This window comes from Demequina sp. NBRC 110055 (assembly GCF_002090135.1).
GTDB lineage: Bacteria > Actinomycetota > Actinomycetes > Actinomycetales > Demequinaceae > Demequina.
Map to the genome: position 1 here is coordinate 108,401 of NZ_BBRL01000006.1, position 24,168 is coordinate 132,568.

At 69.8% G+C, this 24,168-nt stretch carries 26 protein-coding genes; 11 read left to right on the forward strand and 15 right to left on the reverse strand.

Going from position 1 to position 24,168, the window contains the following annotated elements:
* The first annotated feature begins 56 nt into the window (after positions 1-56).
* From B7K24_RS07505 to B7K24_RS07525, 5 genes are read left to right on the forward strand one after another with little or no spacing between them, the layout of a single operon-like run.
* Entirely contained in the window at positions 57-1,340 is a 1,284-nt protein-coding gene (locus B7K24_RS07505; protein ID WP_373994163.1) for an acetyl-CoA C-acetyltransferase, read from the forward strand.
* Positions 1,340-2,686: a 3-oxoacyl-ACP reductase gene (locus B7K24_RS07510; RefSeq protein WP_084129681.1), complete on the forward strand. Its 1,347-nt coding sequence runs from the start codon at positions 1,340-1,342 to the stop codon at positions 2,684-2,686. Before B7K24_RS07505 ends, B7K24_RS07510 begins: the two co-directional genes overlap by 1 nt.
* Positions 2,686-3,534 carry a MaoC/PaaZ C-terminal domain-containing protein gene (locus B7K24_RS07515; RefSeq protein WP_084129683.1) on the forward strand — a complete coding sequence of 283 codons (849 nt, stop codon included), beginning with the start codon at positions 2,686-2,688 and terminating at the stop codon, positions 3,532-3,534. The genes B7K24_RS07510 and B7K24_RS07515 overlap by 1 nt, the downstream gene beginning before the upstream one ends.
* On the forward strand, positions 3,531-4,070 hold the full coding sequence (locus B7K24_RS07520; protein ID WP_084129685.1) for a thioesterase family protein: 540 nt from the start codon (positions 3,531-3,533) through the stop codon (positions 4,068-4,070). Before B7K24_RS07515 ends, B7K24_RS07520 begins: the two co-directional genes overlap by 4 nt.
* A gap of 33 nt (positions 4,071-4,103) precedes the next feature.
* Complete coding sequence (locus B7K24_RS07525) at positions 4,104-5,834, forward strand: AMP-binding protein (protein ID WP_084129687.1); 1,731 nt, start codon at positions 4,104-4,106, stop codon at positions 5,832-5,834.
* A 3-nt stretch (positions 5,835-5,837) separates the two neighbouring features.
* Here the strand turns inward: B7K24_RS07525 and B7K24_RS07530 are convergent, their stop codons facing one another.
* A complete protein-coding gene (locus B7K24_RS07530; protein WP_084129689.1) occupies positions 5,838-7,037 on the reverse strand; it encodes a GGDEF domain-containing protein in 1,200 nt (399 codons plus the stop codon).
* 93 nt (positions 7,038-7,130) lie between these two features.
* On the opposite strand from B7K24_RS07530, the gene B7K24_RS07535 reads away from it, so the two are divergent.
* Complete coding sequence (locus B7K24_RS07535; RefSeq protein ID WP_084129691.1) at positions 7,131-7,541, forward strand: DUF1801 domain-containing protein; 411 nt, start codon at positions 7,131-7,133, stop codon at positions 7,539-7,541.
* 9 nt (positions 7,542-7,550) lie between these two features.
* Positions 7,551-8,114 carry a DUF4865 family protein gene (locus B7K24_RS07540; RefSeq protein ID WP_084129693.1) on the forward strand — a complete coding sequence of 188 codons (564 nt, stop codon included), beginning with the start codon at positions 7,551-7,553 and terminating at the stop codon, positions 8,112-8,114.
* Positions 8,115-8,148: 34 nt separating this feature from the next.
* Here B7K24_RS07540 and der read toward each other — a convergent pair whose 3' ends face one another.
* From der to B7K24_RS07595, 11 genes are read right to left on the reverse strand one after another with little or no spacing between them, the layout of a single operon-like run.
* Positions 8,149-9,669 (reverse strand): ribosome biogenesis GTPase Der, encoded by a 1,521-nt coding sequence (gene der / locus B7K24_RS07545; RefSeq protein WP_084129695.1) that lies wholly within the window; start codon positions 9,667-9,669, stop codon positions 8,149-8,151.
* Complete coding sequence (locus B7K24_RS07550) at positions 9,666-10,352, reverse strand: 1-acyl-sn-glycerol-3-phosphate acyltransferase (RefSeq protein WP_084129697.1); 687 nt, start codon at positions 10,350-10,352, stop codon at positions 9,666-9,668. The genes der and B7K24_RS07550 overlap by 4 nt, the downstream gene beginning before the upstream one ends.
* Positions 10,349-11,026, reverse strand: coding sequence for a (d)CMP kinase (cmk, locus tag B7K24_RS07555; protein ID WP_084129699.1), 678 nt, complete (start codon positions 11,024-11,026; stop codon positions 10,349-10,351). The genes B7K24_RS07550 and cmk overlap by 4 nt, the downstream gene beginning before the upstream one ends.
* Positions 11,023-12,111 carry a prephenate dehydrogenase gene (locus B7K24_RS07560; protein WP_234986618.1) on the reverse strand — a complete coding sequence of 363 codons (1,089 nt, stop codon included), beginning with the start codon at positions 12,109-12,111 and terminating at the stop codon, positions 11,023-11,025. Before B7K24_RS07560 ends, cmk begins: the two co-directional genes overlap by 4 nt.
* Positions 12,108-12,470, reverse strand: coding sequence for a chorismate mutase (gene aroH / locus B7K24_RS07565; protein ID WP_084129701.1), 363 nt, complete (start codon positions 12,468-12,470; stop codon positions 12,108-12,110). The genes B7K24_RS07560 and aroH overlap by 4 nt, the downstream gene beginning before the upstream one ends.
* 52 nt (positions 12,471-12,522) lie before the next feature.
* Positions 12,523-13,269, reverse strand: coding sequence for a pseudouridine synthase (locus B7K24_RS07570; protein ID WP_084129703.1), 747 nt, complete (start codon positions 13,267-13,269; stop codon positions 12,523-12,525).
* Positions 13,269-13,814, reverse strand: coding sequence for an SMC-Scp complex subunit ScpB (gene scpB / locus B7K24_RS07575; RefSeq protein WP_234986619.1), 546 nt, complete (start codon positions 13,812-13,814; stop codon positions 13,269-13,271). Before scpB ends, B7K24_RS07570 begins: the two co-directional genes overlap by 1 nt.
* The gene (locus tag B7K24_RS07580; RefSeq protein ID WP_144268203.1) at positions 13,807-14,718 is read right to left on the reverse strand and encodes a ScpA family protein; all 912 of its coding nucleotides are present in this window, start codon (positions 14,716-14,718) and stop codon (positions 13,807-13,809) included. Before B7K24_RS07580 ends, scpB begins: the two co-directional genes overlap by 8 nt.
* A 5-nt stretch (positions 14,719-14,723) precedes the next feature.
* Entirely contained in the window at positions 14,724-15,539 is an 816-nt protein-coding gene (locus B7K24_RS07585) for a ParA family protein (RefSeq protein WP_234986620.1), read from the reverse strand.
* A gap of 31 nt (positions 15,540-15,570) precedes the next feature.
* Positions 15,571-16,515: a site-specific tyrosine recombinase XerD gene (locus B7K24_RS07590; protein ID WP_234986621.1), complete on the reverse strand. Its 945-nt coding sequence runs from the start codon at positions 16,513-16,515 to the stop codon at positions 15,571-15,573.
* 14 nt (positions 16,516-16,529) lie between these two features.
* Positions 16,530-17,504: a heme o synthase gene (locus tag B7K24_RS07595; RefSeq protein ID WP_200808306.1), complete on the reverse strand. Its 975-nt coding sequence runs from the start codon at positions 17,502-17,504 to the stop codon at positions 16,530-16,532.
* A gap of 211 nt (positions 17,505-17,715) precedes the next feature.
* Here B7K24_RS07595 and tkt point away from each other — a divergent pair, with 211 nt between their 5' ends.
* From tkt to pgl, 4 genes are all read left to right on the forward strand, one after another.
* Complete coding sequence (gene tkt, locus B7K24_RS07600; RefSeq protein WP_084129710.1) at positions 17,716-19,782, forward strand: transketolase; 2,067 nt, start codon at positions 17,716-17,718, stop codon at positions 19,780-19,782.
* 102 nt (positions 19,783-19,884) lie between these two features.
* Positions 19,885-21,405 (forward strand): glucose-6-phosphate dehydrogenase, encoded by a 1,521-nt coding sequence (gene zwf, locus B7K24_RS07605; protein ID WP_084129712.1) that lies wholly within the window; start codon positions 19,885-19,887, stop codon positions 21,403-21,405.
* A complete protein-coding gene (locus tag B7K24_RS07610; protein ID WP_084129714.1) occupies positions 21,402-22,331 on the forward strand; it encodes a glucose-6-phosphate dehydrogenase assembly protein OpcA in 930 nt (309 codons plus the stop codon). Before zwf ends, B7K24_RS07610 begins: the two co-directional genes overlap by 4 nt.
* On the forward strand, positions 22,328-23,038 hold the full coding sequence (gene pgl / locus B7K24_RS07615) for a 6-phosphogluconolactonase (RefSeq protein WP_084129716.1): 711 nt from the start codon (positions 22,328-22,330) through the stop codon (positions 23,036-23,038). The genes B7K24_RS07610 and pgl overlap by 4 nt, the downstream gene beginning before the upstream one ends.
* Before the next feature lie 82 nt (positions 23,039-23,120).
* Here the strand turns inward: pgl and B7K24_RS07620 are convergent, their stop codons facing one another.
* The 3 genes from B7K24_RS07620 to secG form a co-directional block, all read right to left on the reverse strand.
* The gene (locus tag B7K24_RS07620; RefSeq protein ID WP_084129718.1) at positions 23,121-23,351 is read right to left on the reverse strand and encodes a SelT/SelW/SelH family protein; all 231 of its coding nucleotides are present in this window, start codon (positions 23,349-23,351) and stop codon (positions 23,121-23,123) included.
* A 125-nt stretch (positions 23,352-23,476) separates the two neighbouring features.
* Entirely contained in the window at positions 23,477-23,839 is a 363-nt protein-coding gene (locus B7K24_RS07625; protein WP_084129720.1) for an RNA polymerase-binding protein RbpA, read from the reverse strand.
* Between the two features lie 22 nt (positions 23,840-23,861).
* Complete coding sequence (gene secG, locus B7K24_RS07630; protein ID WP_084129722.1) at positions 23,862-24,107, reverse strand: preprotein translocase subunit SecG; 246 nt, start codon at positions 24,105-24,107, stop codon at positions 23,862-23,864.
* Positions 24,108-24,168: the final 61 nt, after the last annotated feature.

Below are 24,168 nucleotides of genomic sequence, written 5' to 3' on the forward strand. Positions count from 1 at the left end.
TGCGAGTATCTGCTACCTTGGGTATCACGTACATCGGCACTGCCGAGTTCCCGCCAATGATGGAGGCACGTGTGACCCACAACGCTGTGGTGCTCGGGGGCAACAGGATCCCCTTCGCGAAGGCCGGCGGCCCCTACGCCGAGGCCTCGAACCATGACCTACTGACGGCAGCCCTCGACGGGCTCGTGGCCCGCTTCGGGCTCGCCGGCGAACGCCTGGGCGAGGTCGCCGGAGGCGCCGTACTCAAGCACCCGAAGGACTTCAACCTCACCCGGGAGGTCGTGCTGAGTTCGGCGCTGTCCCCCTCCACCCCCGCCTGCGACCTCCAGCAGGCCTGCGGCACGGGTCTCGAGACCGTCGTCTACATCGCGAACAAGATCGCGCTAGGACAGATCGATGTGGGCATCGGCGCCGGCGTCGACTCGGCGTCGGACGCCCCCATCACCGTGAGCGACGGTCTCAAGCGGGCCCTCCTCAAGGCCAACCGGGCCCGCTCGGCGGGCGCACGCGTCAAGGCGCTCGCGGGCATCCGCCCCCGCCACCTCGCTCCGCAAGCGCCCGGAGTCGCCGAGCCGCGCACGGGGCTGTCGATGGGCGAGCACCAGGCGCTCACCACCGCACGCTGGGGCATCGGCCGCGCCGAACAGGACGAGCTTGCCGCCGCGAGCCACCACCACCTCGCCCAGGCCTGGAAGGACGGCTTCTTCGACGACCTCGTCACGCCGTATCTGGGGGTCGCCGCCGACGCGATTATGCGGCCCGACACCACCGTCGAGAAGCTCGGGGCGCTCAAGCCCGTCTTCGGCGGCCCCGAGGGCACCATGACCGCCGGCAACTCCACGGCGCTGTCCGACGGCGCCGCGACGGCGCTCATCGTGAGCGAGGAGTGGGCCGCGGCGCGGGGCCTGACCCCGTTGGCCCGGATCGTCGACGCCGAAGTCGCCGCCGTCGACCACCCTGGCGGCGCCGACCTGCTGCTGGGGCCGGTGGCGGCCACCGGACGCATGCTCGCCCGGCGTGGCCTGACCCTGGACGACGTCGCCCTCGTCGAGATCCACGAGGCGTTCGCGTCCACCGTGCTCGCCACCCTCAAGGCGTGGGAGGACGCCGAGTACTGCCGCTCCGTGGGACTCGACTCCCCCATCGGCTCGCTCGACCGCTCGCGCCTCAACGTCACCGGCTCGTCGCTCGCCGCGGGCCACCCGTTCGCGGCCACGGGCGCGCGGCTCGTGCCCACGCTCGCAAAGCTGCTGCACGAGCGCGGGCCCGGCACCAAGGGACTCATCTCCATGTGCGCCGCCGGCGGGCAGGGCGTCGTCGCGATTCTGGAGGCGGTGTGATGAGCGCGCTCGAGAAGGCCTTCACGTCCAAGCCGGGCAAGGCCATCGCCGCCAAGGCGGGGCTCAAGGAGCCACCGCGCCTTGCCCGCGGCCGCACCTGGCCCGAAGGTGCCATCGTGCTCGCCGAGATCGGCGAGTCGACGCTCGCCCGGGAGACGCTCGCACTGCTGGGACGCTCGGTCGAATCCCCCATCGTGGACGACGGCCAGGAGCCGGCGCCCGGCTACGGCAGCCGCATCGGCGCGCTCGTGGTCGACGCCACGGGCGTGACCACCATCGACCAGCTCGAGCAGCTGCGCGCGGTGCTCCGTCCCGCGGTGCGAGGATTGGCGAAGTCGGGGCGCATCGTCACCCTTGCCCGACCCGCCGAGGGCGACTGGGAGCAACGGTCCGTCGCACGCGCCCTGGACGGCATTAACCGCACCGTGGCCAAGGAACTGCGCGGCGGCGCGACCGCCACGCTGGTGCGCGTCACCCCCGACACCGTCGCCGGCGACCTCGTGTCGACCCTCGGCTTTGTGCTGCAGGGCCGCTCGGCGTTCGTCGATGGCCAGGCCTGGTCCGTGGGCCACACTGACTCCCCGGCGACCGCACTGGACGACCGGCCGCTCGACGGGAAGGTGGTCGTGGTCACGGGCGCCGCCCGCGGCATCGGCGCCGCCATCGCTCGCACCCTTGCACGGGACGGGGCGCACATCATCGCGGTCGACATCCCCGCCGCGGGTGAGTCTCTCGCGGCGGTGGCCAACGAGGTGGGCGGCTCCGCCCTCCAGCTCGACATCACCGCGGCCGATGCGGGCCGCCGCATTGCCGAGCACGCCGCCCGCGCCGGTGGCATCTACGCAGTGGTGCACAACGCCGGCATCACGCGCGACAAGATGCTCGTCAACACCGACGCCGCACGTTGGGCCTCCGTCCTCGACGTCAATCTCGCCGCCCAGATACGGATCAACGACATCCTGCTCGACCCCGCGACCGACGGCGGCCTGGTGGACGGCGGGCGACTCGTCGGGATCGCCTCTACCTCGGGACTCGCCGGCAACAAGGGCCAGACCAATTACGCGGCCTCCAAGGCGGGCGTTGCCGGGCTCGTCGAGGCGATGGCGCCCGACCTCGCCGAACGCCTCATCACCGTCAATGCGGTCGCGCCGGGCTTCATCGAGACCGAGATGACGGGAAGGATCCCCTTCGTCCAGCGCGAGATCTTCCGCCGCTCCAACTCGCTCAGTCAGGGTGGCCGGCCCGTCGACGTCGCCGAGACCATCGGCTACCTGCTCGACCCCGCGTCGAAGGCCGTGACAGGCCAGGTCATTCGCGTGTGCGGGCAGAACCTCGTGGGTGCCTGATGACCGCCGTCGTCACCCTTGACTCGCCACCTGGCATGGGACGCAGTGTCGCCCGGGCACTCCTGCCCAGCCGGGCGTCGGTGGCGCGTGTGCCCGAGCACGTGGTGCGGCTCGCGGGCGTGATCCAGGACCGTGCCCGGCTCGCCGACTACTCACGAGTCACCGGCTTGACCCTGCGCGACACGGTCCCGCCCACCTGGATCCACGTCCTGGCGTTCCCGCTGCACGTGCATCTCCTGAGTGACGCGCACGCCACGGTGCGACTCGTCGGCGCCGTCCATGTCAGCAACACCATGCGCCTTCAGCGTCCCGTGAGCGCGGACGAGGCGCTCGACCTGGCGGTCCATGCCACCACTCCCCGTGCCCACCGTCGCGGCGCCCTAGTGGACCTGGTCGCGCGCGCGGAGGTCGGTGGGGACGTGGTCTGGCAGGGCACGAGCACCTACCTGGCCACCGGGATGCGCGCAGAGGGCACCCCGCAGGACGCTCCCCACGAGCCCTTCGAGCCACGCGCGCTGCAGGGCCGGTGGCGGCTGTCGTCCACCCTGGGACGCGACTACCGGCGGGTGTCGGGCGATCCCAATCCCATCCACACGTCCCGGGTCGCCGCCAAGGCGTTCGGCTTCGCCAGGCCGATCATTCACGGCATGTGGACGCATGCACGCGCACTCGCGGCGCTCGAACAACGGTTGCCGTCGACGTATGGAGTCGAGGTGGACTTCGCCAAGCCCATCCTGCTGCCCGGCACGGTGGGATTCCGCGCGGCCGATGCCCCCGGCGGCTGGGACGCCGACGTCACCACCCCCGACGGCGCCAAGCCACACCTGAGGATGCGGGTGCGGCCGTGAACCTCTGGTGGCGGCTGTTGTGGCTCAGGCTGCGCCTGAAGCGATCCCCTCGTCGCGGCGCGTCGGCCTCGCTGTGGGACGAGTCGGTCACGTCCTTCCGCGTGGCCCCCACCGACCTCGACGTTCTCGGCCACATGAACAACGGCCGCTATCTCACCCTCATGGATCTGGGCCGGCTCGACCTCATGGTGCGCTCGGGGTTCTGGGCCGACCTCAAGCGGCGCGGGTGGTTCCCGGTCGTCGCGGGCCAGACCATCACGTTTCGCAAGGAGCTGAGGCTGGGCGCCCGCTTCGACCTCCACACCCGCATCGTCGGCCTCGACGAGCGCTGGGGCTACCTCGAACAGCGCTTCATGGTCGGTGACACCGTGCACGCCCATGCGCTGGTGCGCACCCGTTTTCTGCGTCGCACCGGCGGCAGCGTCGACCACGACGAGCTGGAGGCCGCCGTGGGCGGGCTCCCGCCCCATCTGCGTGTCGACGACTGGATGCGCGAGTGGACGGCCCATACTCGCGTACCCTCATCCCACACCTGAGACAGTCCCCCATCGACATCAATGGAGATGCAGATGCCTACCCCCGCCCCCGTCCCCGCCGACATCGACCCCGTGGGTGACGCCACCCGGCCCTGGTTCGCGCACTACCCGCCCGGTGTCGAGCCCCGCATTCATGCGCCCGCGGAGCGCTCCCTCGGCGAGCTCGCGCGCTCGGCCGCGCAGCAGTTCGGCGAGCGCACCGCGTTTTCCAACCTCGGCGGCACCCTGTCGTTCCGCGAGGTGGACGACATTGCGACGCGCATCGCCTCGTACCTGCAAAACGAGCTGGGGCTCGTCAAGGGCGACCGCATCGTCGTGCAGATGCCGAACCTGCTCCAGTACCCGGTGGTGCTCTACGGCGCCCTCCGTGCCGGGCTCATCGTCGTCAACGCGAATCCTCTCTACACGACCTCCGAACTCGCGGCCGTCGTCAAGGACGCCGAGCCCCGCGCCATGATCGTGCTGGCCAACTTCGCCGACAAGGCCGCGCAGGTCATCGCGGACTCGACCATCGAGCACATCATCGTTACGCAAGCGGGCGACATGCTCAGCCAGCCCAAGCGCACCATCGTGAACCTCGTCGCGAAGCACGTCAAGAAGATGGTGCCGGCCTACTCGCTGCCGCAGGCGGTGCCGTTCCGCGCCCTCCTTTCCGGTGACCCTGCCCGCTTTGCCGACCCGGGCATCGGCCCCGAGGACCTCGCGTTCTTGCAGTACACGGGCGGCACCACCGGCGGCACCAAGGCCGCGATGCTCACCCACTGGAACCTGCTGGCCAACCAGGAGCAGTTCATCGGCCAGATGCGCGCGGTGCTCGACTCCGACTCGACGGTCATCGCGGCGCTGCCGCTGTATCACGTGTTCGCGCTGACGGTGAATTGCATCGGTTTCTTCCGCCTGGGCGGCCACAACGTGCTCATCACGAACCCCCGCGATATCCCTGCCTTCGTGAAGACCATCGACCAGTCCCGTCCACACGCGCTGGTGCTCGTGTCGACGCTTGCGGGCGCGCTACTCGAGAACCCCGAGTTCGCCAAGGCCGACCTGTCGCGCCTGCGCATTTCGGTGGCCGGCGGCATGGCGCTACGCTCCGCCGTCGCCCGCACGTGGCACGAGGTCACCGGCACCCACATGGTCGAGGGCTACGGGCTCACCGAAGCCTCTCCCGTCGTCTCGGTCAACCCCACGCACCTGCCGCCTCGCATCGGCACCATCGGCGTGCCGCTGTCCTCGACCGATGTCCGGATTCTCACCGAGGACGGCGAGGAGGCGGCGCTCGGGGAGCCCGGTGAGCTCGCGGTGCGCGGGCCCCAGGTGATGAAGGGGTACTGGCGCAACGAGTCCGAATCCGCCGCCGTGCTCACCGACGACGGCTGGCTGCTGACCGGAGACATCGCGACGCGCGACGAGACCGGCTACTTCTCGATCGTCGACCGCAAGAAAGAGATCATCGTCGTCTCCGGCTTCAACGTGTATCCGGGCGATATCGAGGACGCCGCCATGCTGCACCCCAAGGTCCTCGAGGCGGGCGCGATTCCGGTAGCGGACGAGCACGCGGGCGAGGTACCCAAGCTCTTCGTGGTGCGACGCGACCCGTCACTGACCGAACAGGAACTGGCGGTCTTCCTGCGCGAACGCCTCACCGGTTACAAGCGCCCGCGCCACATCGAGTTCCTCGACGAGCTTCCCAAGACCAACGTCGGGAAGGTGCTGCGCCGCGCTCTGCGGGAACGCGAGGAGGGGCACGCGACGCTGGGCGGCTAAACGCTAGGCCGACGACCCCGGCGGCTGATCGGCGCCATCGACGACGACGGTGTCGCGGCCGGACTGCTTGGCGCGGTACATCGCCGCATCGGCACGCTCGACCACCATCTCGACCGTATCCCGCTCGCGAACGTGCGAGATGCCATAGCTGACGGTCGTCGCGGGTAGGCGGTCCGTGCGCAGCAGCCAGGTCAGCCGGTCGTTGAGTTCGTCCATACGACGGCGGGCGGCGTCGGCATCGACTCCGATCAGGGCCAGGGCGAACTCCTCGCCGCCGAGCCGGCCCGCAATCTCGCCGCGCTGCAACACGTCGGCCATCGCCGTGCCGAACGCGAGGAGCACCGCATCGCCCACGGCATGACCGCGGGAGTCGTTGATCGCCTTGAAGTGGTCGATGTCGGCCACGACGATCGCGATGCTGTCACCCGAGCGCACTCTGTTTTCGATGAGCGCCCGCGCGCCGTCCATCCATGCCGCCCGCCCCAGCACGTGGGTGAGGTCGTCGTGGGCCACTTGGCGGCGCAGTTCCTGCGTGCGCTGGTCGTAGCCGAGCGCGGACACCGTAAAGGTCACCGCCACGAGGCACACCTGTAACACGATGGTGGTGGGTCCGGTGCCCACCACCGCAGTGAAGACCTCGGACTCTGGTCCGAGCGCCACGAACAACAGGGTGCGCAACCCGTAGAAGGCGCTGAGGAGAGCGGCGGCGAGACCGGACACGATCAGCGCGACCAGCGCCTCCTCATCATTGCGGCGGTCGGGGAGTTCGCGTCGGTCCTGCCACACACGGAACATGTCCCACGCCGCGAGGCCAAAGCAGGTGGCCATGACGGCAAACATCGGGCCGTTTCCCGCCCAGGTGTTCGTGGCAGGATCGTCGAAGAATGCGGCGACCAACACGACCACGGAGACGCCCACCATCCAGCGCGGGTGCGCCCCCCGGCCTCGCAGCGACCGCGTCGCAAACCACACCGAGAAGGCACCCCAGACGGTGGTCATTGATGACACCGGGTTGGTGATGACCTGAGCGGGCGTGCCGTTCAACAGCAACAGGAGCGGGCCGATGCTCGACCACACCAGCGACATGGTCCACCAGCCGGCAAACGGGGATCGCGTGGGGCGATAGACGCCGACCCAGAACAACGCAAGGACGACGAGGGAAACAATGCCGAGTGTGATCCTGAGGGTCATCACATCGAGCACCCGCTGAGATTACCGTGCAGGAGCCCCACCGTCCTAGACGCGCGTGGCCCACATCACTGCGCACACCGGCTCTGTGCCGCCTATCCTGGCCCCGTGGCAGGCAACGCGACGCGTCCCACGGACGTCCCCGTCGAGGATTTCCTCGCGACCGTGACGCACGCGCGCCGCCGCGCGGAAGGCACGGCACTCGTGGCGCTGATGTGTGAGGTCACGGGAGAGCCCGCCGTGATGTGGGGGCCGAGCATCATCGGGTTTGGCACCTACCACTACCGCTACGCGAGCGGTCGCGAGGGCGACATGCCACGCGTGGGCTTCTCACCGCGCAGCGGGCAGCTCGCCTTCTACGGGCTCCAGGACCACCAGGCGTCGAGCGCAGTGCTTGAGCGGCTCGGCCCTCACACCACGGGAGCCTCGTGCGTGTACGTGAAACGCCTCGACACCATCGACCTCGAGGTGTTGCGCGACCTGGTCGGCCTCGCCTTTCAGGCCCACGCGAGTCAGTAGGCTCGGCGCATGATCGCCATGCGCTACTCCATCGCCCTTCCCCGCGACTACGACATGACGCTCATCCGTCGCCGTGTGGCCGAGCGTGGCCACGCCCTCGACGAGTACGACGGACTGGTCCTGAAGGCCTACTGCATGAGCGAAGTGGGGGTGAACGGTGCCACAGCGAACGAATATGCGCCCGTCTACGTGTGGGCGAACACCTCCCGCATGGGTCGCTTCCTGTGGGGCGGCGACGGCTTTCAGGGCATCGAGGCAGACTTCGGTCGCCCGCGCGTAGACCTGTGGCCCGTCGCCAGCATGCACCTGAACGCCGCCGGCGCCCGCGAGGCCACTACCGCGGTGTTTACGCGCGCGCCCGCGCATGTCGACGAGACGTGGGCCGACGCCGCCGACCGGCTGCGTACCGACGCGAACGCGACGGCCCTCAAGCGTGACGCGCGCGCGAGCGTCCGCGCGCTCGACGCCGCCACCGGCGACGCCATCGGCTTCGACCTCCTGATGGGTCGGCCGCGACGCACCGACGGCCACGTGTATGAGGTCGCACACGTCAGCGCACCCACGCGCGGCTAAGCCGGCCCTCGCGCGGTGAGCCGCCCGTGACTCGCTAGCGCTTGCGCGCCCGCTTTTCGCGCACCCGCACGGAGATCTGAATGGGGGTGCCCTCGAAGCCGAACTGTTCGCGCAGGCGACGCTCGATGAAGCGCCGGTACGTCGGCTCGAGGAAGCCCGAGGCGAAGATCACGAAGCGTGGCGGTCGGTTGGACGCCTGAGTCGCGAACAGGATCTTGGGCTGCTTGCCCGAGCGCACGGGGTGCGGGTGCTCCGCGACCAACTCACCCAGGAACGAGTTGAGCCGGCCGGTCGAGATGCGCTGATCCCACGAGCCGAGCGCCAGGTCGATCGACGGCACAAGGCGGTTGGTGTGCCAGCCGGTGCGCGCCGAGAGGTTGACTCGCGGCGCCCACGTGAGCTGGACCAGGTCCTTCTCGATGGACCGCTCGAGCAAGAAGCGCTCGTCCTCGCCCACCAGGTCCCACTTGTTGAACACAAGCACCAAAGCCTTGCCCGACTCCACGACCTGCGTGATGACGCGCGTGTCCTGCTCGGTCAGCGGCGTCGACGCGTCGAGCAGCACGAGGGCAACCTCGGTGCGGTCGATCGCGGCGCCCGTGCGCAGCGACGCATAGAAGTCCGCACCCTTGGTCTGGTGGACGCGACGGCGGATGCCGGCGGTGTCCACGAGGGTCCAGCGGCGGTCGCCGATCTCGACGACCTCGTCAACGGGGTCCCGGGTGGTGCCGGCCTCCTCGTTCACCACCACGCGGTTTTCACCCGCGAGTTGATTGAGCAGCGAACTCTTGCCGACGTTGGGCCGGCCCACGAGCGCGATGCGGCGCGGCGCATCGGGGTCGATCTCGACCTGGGGCATCTCAGTGGGCAGCGCCGCCACAGCGGCGTCGAGCAGGTCGCCGGTGCCGCGTCCGTGGAGGGCGGAGACGGGATACGGCTCGCCCAGTCCGAGGTTCCACAAGGCGGCCGCCTCGAGCTCGCCTTGAGGACCGTCAACCTTGTTGGCCACTAGCACCACGGGCTTCTTGGAGGCGCGCAGCAGTCGCACCACATGCTCGTCGGAGGCCGTGGCCCCCACGGTCGCGTCCACCACGAACAGGACCGCGTCTGCCATGTCGATGGCGACCTCGGCCTGCTGCGCGACGGAGAGATCCAGGCCCTGGACCTTCGCCTCCCAGCCGCCGGTGTCCATCAGCATGAAGTCACGCCCGGCCCACTCCGCGCGGTACGACACGCGGTCACGGGTCACGCCAGGGGTGTCCTCGACAACGGCGAGGCGCTTCCCGATGATGCGGTTGACCAGCGTGGATTTGCCGACGTTGGGGCGGCCGATGATCGCGAGGGTGGGCAGCGCCTCTTCCGTGTCGACGGGCTCCTCGCCGGCAAGCGTCGCGAGGTCGTCGTCCGTCAGTTCGTAGGCGTCGAGGCCCGCGCGCAGCGCCGCCTCGCGCACCTCGTCGAGGCTCTCCGCGGGGTCCGAGGGCACCTCGACGCGCTCGGGTACGTCCTCGAGGCCGCGATACTCAGTGTCGCCGTACTCGGTCTCGTCCGTCATGAGGTCTCCTTGAGGTTCGCCGCCTCGTCGAGGGGCAGCGTGAGGTCGGTGGTGGCGAGGGTCGCGTCGATGCGCGCACGCAATTCCTCGGCGAGCCGCGCCTGCGCCGCCTCCTGACGTGCGCGGCCCTTGAGACTCGCGTCGAGATCGAGCGTGAATGCCTCGCCGAACTCCACGAGGATACGCCGTCCTGGGCGCGGCCACACGCCCGTGGGTTCACCGGTGTGCCGGGTGCCGACCAGCGCGGTGGGCACGAGGGGCGCTCCCGACTGGATGGCGAGCCATGCGGCACCGCCGTGCACGGCATCGGCCCTGCCCGCTCCCCTGGTGCCCTCGGGAAAGACCCCGACGACGTCGCCGCGGCGCAACACCGCGAGCCCTTGGGCGAGCGCGTCGCGTCCCGCATCGACGACCTCGATCTGTTGGGCACCCCGCAGCAACACGCCGAGCACGCCGTGAAACATGTGGCTGCCGATGAGGAAGTGGGAGCCGCGCGGGATGATGCCGTGAAGGACGGGACCGTCGATGAGGCCCACGTGGTTGCCGATGACGACGACGGGACCCGACGCGGGGATGTTCTCCACCCCGCGCACCTCGGTGCGCCACAGGCCCTTGGCGAGCGCGCGTCCCACCCACCGGGACCAACGCGGCCCCCAGCGGCTCGGGACGCGCGCGTCGCTCACGCCTGCGCCTCGGCGGCGCGATCGAGGACGGCCTGCACGGCCTCCTCGATCGTGAGGTCGGTGGTGTCGAGGGTGAGGACGCCGTCGGCGGCCTCGTGGAAGCTCACCACGGTGGCGTCCTTCTTGTCGCGGCCCAGCACGGCCTCGCGGACGGTGGCGAGGTCGGCGCCCTCGCCCGCCCGGCGCGCGACTCGGACCTCGTCGTCCGCGGTCATGAGGATGCGCACGTCGGCCTCGGGTGCAATGACGGTCGTGATGTCACGCCCCTCGGCCACCACACCCTTGCCGCCCGAGCGTCCGCCCGTGAGCTCCGCCGCGATGACGTCGCGCTGCATCTGCTGCAGGATCGGACGCGCCTCGAGGTTCGTGGCGACCTTCGACACCGTCAGCGCGACGGTGTCGGTGCGGATCAGCGCGGAGACATCCTCGCCGTCCAGCATGACGCGCGGGTTGGCGGGGTCGAGCACGAGTTCGACGTTCATGGTGGCCACCATCGATGCCACGTCGGAGGACACGGAGAAGTCGACGCCCTCCCGCAGGCACGCGAGTGTCGCCACCCGGTAGGTGGCGCCCGTGTCGAAGTACGCCAGGCCCAGGCGCTTGGCGGCCTCGCGAGACACGGTGGACTTGCCGGTGCCGGCGGGCCCGTCAATGGCGATGACGATTCCGGTCATGGTGAAGCGATCTCCCAGTGTTGTGCGGTCAGCGCCTCCACGAGGGCGGGTGCGCTTTCGGGTAGGACGTGCAGCGTCGTGAGACCCACGGGCTGACGCGGTGAATGCTCGATGGTGATGTCCTCGACGTTGACGGCGGCCGCCTCCGCATCGGTCAGCAGGCGCAGCAACTGGCCGGGACGGTCGGGAACGATCACGGTGACGGCCACCCAGTCGCGGGTGGCGCCGCCGTGCTTGCCGGGAATGCGAGCGACCTCCATACGGCCGCGCTCGATGAGATCCGTGAGGGCCTCGCCAATGTCGTCGGCGTCGCGCACGTCTTCGAGGTCAGCGATGATGTGCTCGAGCGTCGTGACGAGGGAATGAGAGTTCAGCCGCGCAATGTCGGCCCACATGGCGGGCTCGGACGCCGCGATCCGCGTCACGTCTCTCAGTCCCTGGCCCGCCAGGGCGACGTCATTGCCGGTGAGCGGGCCCAGGGCTGCCGCGACCGCAGACGCGGCCACCTGGGGTGCGTGGGAGACGCGCGCCACCGCGGCGTCGTGCGCCTCGGCGTCCATCTCGACCACGTCCGCCTGCAGCGTGCGCGCGACGGCGCTCACGAGGTCCACGGCGGCGCGCGGTGCCTCGCCGGCGCACACGACCCATGGCCGCGCCTTGAAGAGGTCTCCTTGGGCGGCGCGGCCGCCCGAAATCTCGCGCCCAGCCATGGGATGCGAACCGACGTAGCGCTCCCCCAGCCCCGCCGCGACGGCCGCGCGCGCCAGCGGGCCCTTGACCGACGCCACGTCGGTGACGACCGCCTCGGGCCACGCACGCAGGGAGGCCACCACGGCATCGGCCGCCGCGGAGGGAGGCACGGCGACGACGACCAGGTGAGGGCGCGGAGCGTCACCCGTGAGGGCGCCGCCGGCGCCGATGGCGTGCGCGAGGCGTTCGGCCTGCGGGTCGGCGTCGGAGATGGTGACGGACCACCCCTCCGCAGTCAGGCCGATGCCGACCGAGGCGCCGATGAGTCCGGCGCCGACGATGTGCACGCGAGCGTCGCTCGCCGCCTCCGGCAACGCGCCCTGTCGAGTCGTCACTGCGCGATGTCCCGGCGCAGCCGCACGGCCTCGTGGAGGTACGTGTGCTTGACCTCCGAGCGCGGCATGTCGACGTCCGCATGCATCATGACCCGCACCACGAGCGGCAATGCCGTGGGCACCGCCATCTCGACGGCGCACATGAGCGGCACGTCGGCGAAGCCCATCTCACGGGCGGCGGCAGCGGGAAAATCCGAGACGATGTCGGGAGTGCACGTGAAGAACACGGAGATGACGTCGTCAGGGGTGAGGCCGTTGGCGGCCATCATCTGCGCGACGAGTTCCTGAGTGCGCGCGTGCAGGTGGTCCTTGGCGTCGCCCTCGAGCGAGGTGGCTCCGCGAATCGCTCGGGTCGTCATGGCGTCCATCGTATCGGGGCGCGTGCCCGATCCCGACGCGACAGGGAACCGGCTAGAGACCCGCGGCCTTCATCAGGGATCCCAGCTCCTCGCGGGTGAGCCGACGCAGCTCACCGGGGCCCAGATTGCCCAGGGTGATGGGTCCGAAGCGGGTGCGCACCAGGTCCACGACGGGGAAGCCCACCTTGTCGAACATGCGGCGCACAATGCGGTTGCGGCCCTCATGCAGTTCGACCTCGACGAGTGAGTGTCCCTGGGACACGTCGAGGATCTGGCACGACGCGACCCTCACCGGTCCGTCCTCGAGGTCCACGCCCGCGCGCAGTTTGGTTCCCAGGTTGGGTGGCACGGAGCCCGCCACCTTCGCGACGTATACCTTCGACACGCCGTGGGTGGGGTGCGCCAACCGGTTCGCGAGCTCGCCGTCGTTGGTCAGCAGCAGCACCCCGGTGGTCTCGGCATCCAGGCGGCCCACGTGGAACAGTCGCTCCGGGAACTCGCTGACGTAGTCGTCCAGCGCCGGTCGGCCCTGAGGGTCGGACATGGTCGACACCACGCCGCGCGGCTTGTTGAGCACCACCGTCAGCGCGTCATCGTCCACGGAAATGCGCTGACCCTTGACCTCGATCACGACCTCGGCGGGGTTGACGCGGACGCCCAACTGGTCGACGACCTCGCCGTTGACCTTGACGAGGCCACGCTCGATCAGCACCTCACACTTGCGTCGCGAGCCAACCCCTGCTGAGGCGAGCACCTTTTGCAGGCGAACGCCCTCGGGACGGTGAATCTCGAGGTCCATTAGCGGCCCTCCCCATCGATGTCGGCAAGATCAGGCAAGTATGGGGCGAGTTCGGGAAGCTCGTCGAGCGAGCCCAGCCCCATGCGCTCAAGGAACTCCGTGGTGGTGCCGTACTGCAGCGCGCCTGCCACCTCGCCGACCTCGGTGACGAGGCCGCGAGCCGCGAGCGTCTTCATGACGGAATCCACGTTCACGCCACGCACCTGCGACACCTGCCCGCGCGTGACGGGCTGGCGGTAGGCGACCACGGCGAGCGTCTCGAGCGCGGCCTGAGAGAGCCGCGCAGACTGGCCGTCGACCACGAACGCCCCTACGGCATCGGCATACAGCCTGGAGGAGTAGATGCGCCAGCGCTCGTCAACCTCGCGCAACTCGAAGCCTCGCGGTCGGTCCGGGTTCGCGTACTCGTCGCGCAGCGCATGCAGGGTGTCGATGACCTGCTCGGTCGGCACGTCGAGTGCCGTGGCGAGGTCCGCGGCGGCGACGGGTTCGTCGACGACCATCAGGATCGCCTCGATCGCTCCCGCGAGGTGTGTGTCAGCCATCGCTGTCCGGGTTTCCTTCCGTGGCGTCGGAGGGCGAGCCCTCATCTGCGGCATCGTCGAACTCGTCGGAGACCTCGACCTGGTCGGTGCCGCCGGTCCACCGGACCGTCAGCTCGCCGAGCGAGCGTACCTGGTCAAAGGCGACCACGGCCTCACGGAACAGCTCCAGCAACGCGAGGAAGCGCGCCACCACGACGTTGACGTGGTCGGCGTCGCGTACCAGCGAGCGGAACGTCATCACGTGCTCGCGCTGTAGGCGGCTCGTCACGACCGCCGCCTGCTCGCGCACCGACACCGCCGGGGCGTGCAGGTGAGCGAGGCTCACGCCCGTGTCGGTGGCCTTGGGCTGCAACGCGTGCGCCGCGAGGCGCGCGAGTTGCTCGGGCGTCACCGACCACACCAACTCGGGCAGCAGCATCGCGAAGTGCGGCTCGAGAGGGACGTCGCGCGGGATGCGCCGGGGCGCCTGCAACATCTCATCGAGACTCCCCGCGACGGCCTTGAACGCGCGGTACTGCAGCAGCCGCGCGAACAGCAGGTCGCGCGCCTCCAGCAGTTCGAGGTCTTCGAGGTCGTCGACCTCGCCCTGGGGCAGCAGCCGGGCGGCCTTGAGGTCGAGCAGCGTCGCGGCCACGACGAGGAACTCGGAGGCCTGCGAGAGGTCCCAATCCTTGTCGCCGCCGCCGATGATCGCCAGGAACTCGTCCGTCACCCGCGCCAATGCGACGTCGGTGATCTCCATCTCATGCTTCGAGATGAGGCTCAGGAGCAGGTCGAAGGGGCCCTCGAAGTTGTCTAGGTGGACGGAAAATGCCTCGCGTGGGGCCGCCGCCTCGGTGACGGCGCCGCCCGGCTCGCCAGGGGCATCGGCCCCCGTCACGGCGACCGCGCCGTCACCCGCCACGTGCGTCAGGCCGCGACGCCGCGCGCGACGAGCTCACGCGCGAGCTGACGGTAGGCGTGGGCGCCCGCGTGCTGCGGCGCGAACGTGGTGATGGGTTCTGCGGCGACGGAGGCGTCCGGGAACTTGACGGTGCGGTGGATCATCGTCTCGGTGACCTTGTCGCCAAAGCCGTGGCGGACGCTTTCGACGACCTCCTGCGAGTGCAGGGTGCGGCCGTCGTAGAGCGTGGGGATGATGGCATCGATGGTCAGGCGCGGGTTGAGGCGGTCCTGCACCTTCGTGATGGTCTCCACGAGCAGCGCGACGCCACGCATAGCGAAGTACTCGCTCGCGAGCGGGATGATGACGCCGTGCGCCGCCACCAGGGCGTTCACGGTGAGCAGGCCCAACGACGGCTGGCAGTCGATGAGGATGACGTCGTAGTCGTCCTCGACGCCGCGCAGCGCGCGATCGAGCGTGGACTCGCGCGCGACCTCGCCCACCAGTTGCACCTCGGCCGCCGACAGGTCGATGTTGGCGGGCATGAGGTCGAGGTTGTCCACATTGGTGGCGACGATGACGTCCTCGGCCTTCACCGACGACCGCATCAGCAGGTCGTAGATGGTGAGCTCGGCCTCGTTGGGGTTGACTCCCAGTCCAGCGGACGCCGCCCCCTGCGGGTCGAAGTCGACGACGAGCACCTTGCGGCCATACTCGGCGAGCGACGCGGCCAAATTGACGGTCGTCGTGGTCTTGCCCACGCCGCCCTTCTGGTTGCACAGCGCGACCACGCGCGCGGGACCGTGGCTGGCGAGGGCTGCGGGCTCAGGGAAGTCGGTCACGTGCCACACCTTACCGCCGGTCGCGGGGCGCTCAGCGGCGGGCGCGCGGGTGGCTGGTGGCGTAGACCTCGCGCAGGGCGTCCTGGGTGACGGCGGTATAGATCTGGGTGGTCGTGACGGACGCGTGGCCCAGCAGTTCCTGCACCACGCGCACGTCGGCGCCCCCCGAAAGCAGGTGGGTGGCGAAGGAGTGACGCAGCGTGTGCGGGGACACGTCGGCGACCCCGGCGCGCTCCGAGGCCACCTTCAGGATGGTCCAGGCACTCTGGCGCGACAGACGACCCCCGCGGGTGTTGAGGAAGAGCGCGGGTGTACCCGCACCAGCCTGCGCGAGCGGTGAGCGCGCACGCACCAGATAGGCGTGCAGTTCTCGCGCGGCGTAGCCGCCGATGGGCACGACACGCTCCTTGCGCCCCTTCCCTCGCAGCAGCACCGCTTCCTCGCCCTCGGCAAGCGTCACATCGTCCACATCGAGGCCCACGGCCTCGGAGATACGTGCGCCGGTCGCGTACACGAGTTCGAGCAACGCGCGGTCACGCAACGGCGCCGGGCCGTCGCCCGCCGACGCGGCCTCCAGGATCGCCTCGACGTGGCCCGTCGAGATGGCCTTGGGCAGGCGCTGCGGGATGGCCCGCGGCTTCACGTCGCTCGCCGCGTCGAACGTGCTCCACCCCTCGGCCAGCGCGAAGCGGTGCCAGCCGCGGACGGCGACGACGGTGCGGGAGGCCGATGCCGGCGCGAGCGGCCGCCCGCCGTCGACTCCCGTACCGATGGCTTGGGCGAAGTCCGCGACGTCCGTGCGGGTCACCTCGTCCATGGCGGCTCGCTCGCGCGTGGCGAGGAAGCGGGTGTAGCGCGTGAGGTCGCGCCGGTAGGCAGCGAGGGTGTTGGCGCTCAGCCCGCGCTCGACCGCGACGTGAGCGAGGTACGCCTCGCGCGCCTCGTCGATGCCGAACACCGCGTCGTTGCCGGTCACTCGGTCACCCCGGTTCAGCCGGCCCAGACGGTCAGGGCCTCCGGCAGGAACGGGTCCACCATGATGGCCGCGAACACGACGGTGAGGTAGGTGATCGAGTCGTGGAAGAGCCGCATTTCCTTCAGTTTCGCCTCGTCGCGCTGGGCGCGACGGTACAGGCGGATGCAGCCGGTCATGAACCAGGCTCCCGCCGCGGCGGCGACGCCGGCGTAGACCCACGTCATACCCGCCACGGGAACGAGGATCAGCGTCGTCGCGACCATCGCGGAGGCGTAGCCGATCATCTCGACGGCCACGCGGCGGCTGCTCGCGAGCACGGGCAGCATGGGCACCTCGGCGCGCGCGTAGTCGCGCTTGAACTTCATGGACAGCGGCCAATAGTGCGGGGGCGTCCAGAAGAAGATGATGAGAAAGAGCAGCACGGGAGTCCACGACAGCGACTGCGTCACCGCGGCCCACCCGATCAGCACCGGCATGCACCCCGCGGCGCCGCCCCACACGATGTTCTGGGCCGTGCGACGCTTGAGAATCATCGTGTAGATGACGACGTAGCCGACGATGGCCGCGACGGAGAGCACCGACGCGAGGGGCGAGCCGACGACCACCCAGAACCACGCGGTCGACACGACGGCGAGGATGGAGGCAAACGTGAGTGCCTCGGAGGGCGTCACCTTGCCCGTGACGAGCGGACGCCCCTTGGTGCGGTTCATCACGGCGTCGATGTCGCGGTCGAGGTACATGTTGTACGCGTTCGCGGCGCCGGCGGACAGGTATCCGCCCACGACGGTGGTGACGAGCAGGGTCCACGAGGGGAAGCCGTCAGCGGCGAGGATCATCGCGGGCACCGTGGTGACGAGCAGAAGCTCGATGATCCGCGGCTTGGTCAGCGCGACGTAGGCCTTCGCCTTGTCCCCGGCGGAGATGCGCGATGATCCGGGAGTGCTCGCGCGACGGGACGCGGCAGAGGTGGCCTGGGACATGGGCTCCATGGTACCGGTGCACCGCGCTCCGCCGTGCGAGCGGCACACGCCGGTCCCGCTTGCCGACCCCCGCCACTTCGCGCGCGCTCAGATTGCCGCCATGTAGCCGGTGCCTCACCGCATAAAAGCGGCACCCGTGAACTGTTGCAGGTGAGCATCGGCACGCGCCAGACGCCGCTAGGCTGGCAGGGAACCATCTCACGATTCATGGGAGAAATCTGTGACCGTCACCTGGACCGATGCCGACCGCCGCGCAGTGGACACTCTGCGCGTGCTTGCCGCCGACGCCGTGGAGAAGGTCGGTAATGGGCACCCCGGCACCGCCATCTCGCTCGCGCCCGCCGCGTACCTGCTTTTCCAGAACGTCATGCGCCACGACCCCTCGGACTCGTCGTGGCTGGGCCGCGACCGCTTTGTGCTGTCCGCGGGCCACTCGTCGCTGACGCTGTATCTGCAGCTGTTCGCCTCCGGCTACGACCTTGACCTCGACGACCTCAAGGCACTGCGCACCGAGGGCTCGCGCACGCCCGGCCACCCCGAGTACGGCCACACCGATGGCGTCGAGATCACCACCGGCCCCCTCGGCACGGGCATCGCCTCGTCCGTCGGCATGGCCATGGCCGCCCGCAAGGAGCGCGGCCTTCTCGACCCCGAGGCCGCCCCCGGCACCTCGCCGTTCGACCACCACGTCTACGTCATCGCCGGCGATGGTTGCCTGCAGGAGGGCGTCTCCTCCGAGGCCTCCTCGCTCGCGGGCACCCAGGAGCTGGGCAACCTCATCGTCATTTGGGACGACAACCGCATCTCGATCGAGCACGAGACCGACATCTCGTTCACTGAGGACGTCATGGCCCGCTACGAGGCCTACGGCTGGCACACACAGCACGTCAACTGGATCACCGAGGACGGCGGCTACGAGGAGAACCCCGGCGCACTCTTCGACGCGATCGAGGCCGCCAAGGCCGAGACCGGCAAGCCGTCGATCATCCGCCTGTCGACCATCATCGGTTGGCCCTCGCCCACCAAGCAGAACACGGGCGGCGTGCACGGCTCGGCGCTGGGCGCGGACGAGGTCGCGGGCCTGAAGAAGGTCCTCGGCTTCGACCCCGAGCAGTCCTTCGTGGTTGAGCCCGAGATCCTCGCCCACATGCACCAGGTCAAGGAGCGCGGCCAGGCGGCCCACTCCGAGTGGAACTCGACGCTCGCCCGCTGGGAGGCCGAGAACCCCGAGCGCGCCGCACTGCTCGCACGCCTGTCCAAGCGTGAGCTGCCCGAGGGCTGGGACGAGGCGCTGCCCACGTTCGAGGTCGGCACCAAGGTCGCCACCCGCGCCGCCTCGGGCAAGGTGCTCGGCGCCCTCGCGCCCGTGCTGCCCGAGCTGTGGGGCGGCTCCGCCGACCTCGCCGGCTCGAACAACACCACCATGGCGGGCGAGCCCTCGTTCATCCCCCCGCGCCGCTCGACCCACTCGTGGCCGAACGCCGAGTGGTACGGGCGCACGCTGCACTTCGGCATCCGCGAGTTCGGCATGGGTGCGATCCTCAACGGCATCACGCTGCACGGCCTGACCCGCACCTACGGCGGCACGTTCCTCGTGTTCTCCGACTACATGCGCGCGTCGGTCCGCCTTGCTGCCCTGATGCGCATCCCCACCACCTTCGTGTGGACGCACGACTCGGTGGGTCTCGGCGAGGACGGCCCGACCCACCAGCCGATCGAGCACCTCGCGACGCTGCGCGCCATCCCGGGTCTCGACGTCGTCCGCCCCGCGGACGCCAACGAGACCGCGGCGGCGTGGAAGGCGATCCTCGAGACCACCGACCGCCCCTCCGCGATCATCCTGTCGCGCCAGGGTCTTCCCGTGCTCGAGGGCACCTCGGCCGAGGGCGTCGCCAAGGGCGCCTACGTGCTGGCGGGCGCGGATGAGGACGCCGACGTGGTGATCATCGCCACGGGCTCCGAGGTCTCCGTCGCCGTCGAGGCACGCGAGGTGCTGGCCGGTGAGGGCGTCAAGGCCCGCGTGGTGTCGATGCCGTCGCGTGAGCGCTTTGAGCGTCAGGACGAGGCCTACCGCGAGTCCGTGATCCCCGCCGCGCTCAAGGCGCGCGTCACCGTCGAGGCCGGCTCGCGCCTGGGCTGGACCGAGATCGCGGGCGACAACGGCCGCACCGTCTCCGTCGACCACTTCGGCGAGTCGGCTGACGGCGCGCTGCTCCTGTCGAAGTACGGCTTCAACGCCGACAACGTGGCAGCCAAGGCGCGCGAGACGATCGCCGCCACCCAGTAGTACGTCGATGAGGGGTGGCTCGGTCAGCGCCGCGCCACCCCTCATCGTCTCCCCCCTCCCCCGGAACCCACGCGGCGTCACCGTCGCGACGTAAGGTCTGACATGGTCAATCCGCTGCGCGATCCGCGCGACCGCCGCCTCCCCCGCATCGCGGGCTCGTCCGGCCTGGTGATGTTCGGCGTCACCGGCGACCTCGCCCGCAAGAAACTCATGCCCGCCGTGTACGACCTTGCGAACCGCGGCCTCCTGCCGCCCGCTTTCGCACTCACGGGATTTGCGCGACGCGAATGGGACCGCGAGGACTTCGAAGAGGTCGTCTACGACTCCGTGAAGAAGCACGCACGGACGCCGTTCCGTGAGGAGACGTGGAAGCAGCTCGCGGAAGGCATCCGGTTTGTCCAGGGCACCTTCGACGACCCCGACGCCTTCCGTCGCCTGCGCGAGACCGTCGAGGAGCTCGACGAACGTCGAGGCACGGGCGGCAATCACGCCTTCTACCTGTCGATCCCCCCGTCCGCGTTCCCCCAGGTCCTCACGCAACTACGCGACTCGGGCCTGTCGGACGCCAAGGACGGCGCGTGGCGCCGCGTGGTGATCGAGAAGCCCTTCGGGCAGGACCTTGAGACCGCCAACGCGCTCGACGCCGTCGTGTCGGAGGTTTTCCCGCCCGACTCCGTGTTCCGCATCGACCACTACCTGGGCAAGGAGACGGTCCAGAACCTGCTGGCGCTGCGCTTCGCGAACCAGCTGTTCGAGCCCATCTGGAACAGCCAGTATGTCGATCACGTGCAGATCACCATGGCCGAGGACATCGGCATCGGCTCGCGCGCTGGCTACTACGACGGTATCGGCCAAGCCAGGGACGTCATCCAAAATCACCTCTTGCAGCTGTTCGCGCTGACTGCGATGGAGGAGCCGGCGACGTTCGACGCCGATGACCTGCGAGGCGAGAAGGAAAAGGTCCTGCGCGCCGCCAAGCTGCCCGCCGACCTCGACACGAACACGGCCCGCGGGCAGTATGCCGCCGGCTGGCGCGGCGGCGAGCAGGTGGGCGGCTACCTCGACGAGGATGACATCCCGTCGGACTCGATCACCGAGACATACGCCGCGATCCGCCTCGACGTCCCCAACCGCCGTTGGGCTGGCACCCCGTTCTACCTGCGGGCAGGCAAGCGCCTGGGCCGTCGCGTCACCGAGATCGCGCTCGTGTTCAAGAAGGCCCCGAGCCCGTACTTCCAGGACATCGAGGGCACCGAGGCGGGCAACAACGCGCTCGTCATCCGCGTGCAGCCCGACGAGGGCGTGACGCTGCGCTTCGGCTCCAAGGTGCCCGGATCTCAGATGGAGGTGCGCGACGTCACGATGGACTTCGGCTACGGAAACGCCTTCACCGAGTCCTCGCCCGAGGCGTACGAACGCCTCATCCTCGACGTGCTACTCGGCGACCCGCCACTGTTCCCCCGCCACGAGGAGGTGGCCTTGTCGTGGAAGCTGCTCGACCCGGTCATCGCGCACTGGGAAGGGTCGGGTACCCAGCCGGAGCAGTACCGCTCCGGGACATGGGGCCCAGCGAGTGCCGATGCCATGTTGGCCAAGGACGGACGCGTCTGGAGGCGCCCATGATCATCGACCTGCCCCGTACCTCGATCTCCGAGATCAACAAGCGCCTGGTGCAGTCGCGTAAGGACTTCGGCGTCATCACGCTGGGCCGCGTCCTCACCCTCGTGATCGACGCGACCGACGCGGATGTCGAGGACGCCATCACTACCGCCAATGTGGCGTCGCGTGAGCACCCCTGCCGCATCATCGTCATCGCCCCGCACGACGGCGACGAGGGAACCCTCGACGCGGAACTGCGCGTGGGCGGCGACGCTGGCGCGTCCGAGGTGGTCGTCCTGCGCCCCTCGCGTGTCCAGGCCGAGCACGGCGACACCCTGGTGATGCCGCTGCTGCTGCCCGACGTCCCGATCGTCGCCTGGTGGCCGGCCGCCGTCCCCACCGACCCCGGTGCCTCGAGCATCGGCCGCATGGCCTCGCGCCGGATCACCGACTCGAAGGGCGAGGCCGACCCTGTCGCGGTCCTGCGCCACCTCGCCGAGCATTACCAGGCCGGCGACACGGACCTCGCATGGACCCGTGTGACCCGCTGGCGTGCGCTGCTCGCCGCGGCGCTCGAGCAGGTGGCCGACCAGCGCGTGACGAAGGCGCGCCTGCACGGCGACACCGGCAGCCCGTCCATCCTGCTGCTCGGCGCCTGGCTCCAGGGCACCCTCGGATGTGAATTCGAGGCGACCTACGCGGACGACGTGCGCGGCCTGCAGTCCATCGTCCTCGAGACACCCTCGGGCGACATCGGCATCGCGCGCCCCGACGGCCACAATGCGACCCTGACCCAGCCGGGCCAGCCCGAGCACACCATCGCGCTGCCTGCACGAACCCTGGGTGACTGCCTCGCCGAAGAACTACGCCGGCTCGACGACGATCCCGTCTACGGCGAGGCCCTACGCCGGTGGGCAGGCGCGGACAGCGCTTCAGTGAGCATCGCATGAGGCAGGTCATCGTCCACGCCGATGCCGATGCGGTGGCCCAGGCGACCGGCGCACGGTTGCTGCTGGCGCTCGGTGATGCCGTTGCCCTACGCGGGCGCGCAGACGCCGTTCTGACCGGCGGGACCGTCGGGATCGCGCTGCTGGAAGCCGCCGCGGCGTCCCCCCTCGCGGCGACCGTCGACTGGACCAGCGTGCACGTGTGGTGGGGTGACGAGCGCTTCGTTCCCACCGGTGACGCCGATCGCAACGAGGGCCAGGCGCAACAGGCGTTGCTGCACTCGCTACCTCTTCCCGAAGAGAACATCCACCGGATGGGTGCGAGCGACCAGTTCGACTCCGCCGAGGATGCCGCCGCCGACTATGCCCGTGAGATCGCCGAGGCGGGCACCCCGACCTGGGACGTGCTGCTGCTCGGGCTTGGCCCCGACGCGCACATCGCCTCGCTGTTCCCGGCCCACCCGGTGTTCACCGGGCCCACGGCCGAGACGCACGCTGTGCACGATTCGCCCAAGCCGCCACCGACTCGCGTCTCGCTGGGCCTCGCGAGCATCAACCGCGCCCGCGAGGTGTGGGTCGTGGCTGCAGGCGAGGGCAAGGCCGATGCCGTGCGCGACTCCCTGCGCCGCTCCGGTGTGCCCGGCGGCGCCGTCGACGGGACCGAGCGCACGCTGTGGCTCGTCGACGTCGCGGCGACGACGAAGGTATAGGTCAGCCGATGCATCGGCCCCGGACGGGCCATACACGTGAGGGGCGGGGCCATCTGGCCCCGCCCCTCACGTGTGTCGACTGTTACGCGGCCAGACGTGCCTTGACCGACTCGACGATCTGAGTGATGTCGAACTCGTCGGGCTTGGAGTAGATCACGTCACCGTCGGCGCGGAACGTGAAGACACCCTTGTCCCCCGTCACCAGCGCCACCGAGTCGACGGCGCCGCCAAACGTGGTGAGCAGTGCCCGCTGTGCCTCGATGGCGCGGTCAAGGTAGCCACACGGCACGCAGTATTCGATCTCAATCTTCATGAGTTTCCTCCTGAGGGGGTCGGCGGGGGTCGCCTTCTATCCTGGCATGCGTCGCGGCACACCGGTGGGAACGACAAGGCCCGGCCGCCCCTGTCGGGGAGGCCGGGCCTGGAGTCTCGGTGTCGTTAGGCGGTGGCGCCGCGACGGGCGCGCAGCGTTCCGAGTGCCTCGTCGAGCAGGGCCTGGCCCTCCTCCTCCGAGCGACGCTCCTTCACGTACGCGAGGTGCGTCTTGTACGGCTCGTTGCGCAGCGGCTCCGGCGGGTTGTCCTTGTCGAGGCCGCCGGGAAGGCCGCAACGCGGGCAGTCCCATTCGATGGGCACCTCAGGCGCGTCGCCCTCGTCGCCGATGGCGAAGCTGGGCGACGTGACGTGGCCCTTCGCGCAGTAGTAGTTGACGACCTGACGCGGCGCTGACTCTCCACGCTCGTCCTCGCCCATGGGTCCAGCGCCGACGCGCGACCCGCGAATGGCGTTTCCGCCTGCCATGAAATCTTCCCCTCAGGTGCTGCTAGACGGCGAACCGCGCGATGAGACCAAGGAGCACGATGATCGCCACCCAGACGCTCGCCGTGATCCACGTGATGCGGGTGAGGTTGCGCTCGCCCACCGCCGACGACTGCACGCCGGAGGCGAAGCCGCCGCCGAACATGTCGGTGATGCCGCCTCCGCGGCCGCGGTGAATGAGCACCAAACCGATGATCACCAACGAGCTGATCACCAGCAGGACCCACAGGGTGGTCTCCAGAATTGCCACAGTTCTCCTCAGACGTGTTCGGATCGCCTACCAGGATACGCGACGAATCGCGCATCCTGGT

Bases quoted from the DNA above. Each gene is read 5' to 3' on its own strand.
- B7K24_RS07510 (WP_084129681.1), top strand. From the start codon at position 1,340: ATGAGCGCGCTCGAGAAGGCCTTCACGTCCAAGCCGGGCAAGGCCATC.
- aroH (WP_084129701.1), bottom strand. From the start codon at position 12,470: ATGACGACCCGAGCGATTCGCGGAGCCACCTCGCTCGAGGGCGACGCC.
- B7K24_RS07540 (WP_084129693.1), top strand. From the start codon at position 7,551: ATGATCGCCATGCGCTACTCCATCGCCCTTCCCCGCGACTACGACATG.
- B7K24_RS07625 (WP_084129720.1), bottom strand. From the start codon at position 23,839: ATGGCAGGCGGAAACGCCATTCGCGGGTCGCGCGTCGGCGCTGGACCC.
- scpB (WP_234986619.1), bottom strand. From the start codon at position 13,814: ATGGCTGACACACACCTCGCGGGAGCGATCGAGGCGATCCTGATGGTC.
- B7K24_RS07610 (WP_084129714.1), top strand. From the start codon at position 21,402: ATGATCATCGACCTGCCCCGTACCTCGATCTCCGAGATCAACAAGCGC.
- B7K24_RS07595 (WP_200808306.1), bottom strand. From the start codon at position 17,504: ATGGAGCCCATGTCCCAGGCCACCTCTGCCGCGTCCCGTCGCGCGAGC.
- cmk (WP_084129699.1), bottom strand. From the start codon at position 11,026: ATGACCGGAATCGTCATCGCCATTGACGGGCCCGCCGGCACCGGCAAG.
- B7K24_RS07515 (WP_084129683.1), top strand. From the start codon at position 2,686: ATGACCGCCGTCGTCACCCTTGACTCGCCACCTGGCATGGGACGCAGT.
- B7K24_RS07620 (WP_084129718.1), bottom strand. From the start codon at position 23,351: ATGAAGATTGAGATCGAATACTGCGTGCCGTGTGGCTACCTTGACCGC.
- pgl (WP_084129716.1), top strand. From the start codon at position 22,328: ATGAGGCAGGTCATCGTCCACGCCGATGCCGATGCGGTGGCCCAGGCG.
- B7K24_RS07505 (WP_373994163.1), top strand. From the start codon at position 57: ATGATGGAGGCACGTGTGACCCACAACGCTGTGGTGCTCGGGGGCAAC.
- B7K24_RS07570 (WP_084129703.1), bottom strand. From the start codon at position 13,269: ATGGACCTCGAGATTCACCGTCCCGAGGGCGTTCGCCTGCAAAAGGTG.
- zwf (WP_084129712.1), top strand. From the start codon at position 19,885: ATGGTCAATCCGCTGCGCGATCCGCGCGACCGCCGCCTCCCCCGCATC.
- B7K24_RS07525 (WP_084129687.1), top strand. From the start codon at position 4,104: ATGCCTACCCCCGCCCCCGTCCCCGCCGACATCGACCCCGTGGGTGAC.
- der (WP_084129695.1), bottom strand. From the start codon at position 9,669: ATGACGGACGAGACCGAGTACGGCGACACTGAGTATCGCGGCCTCGAG.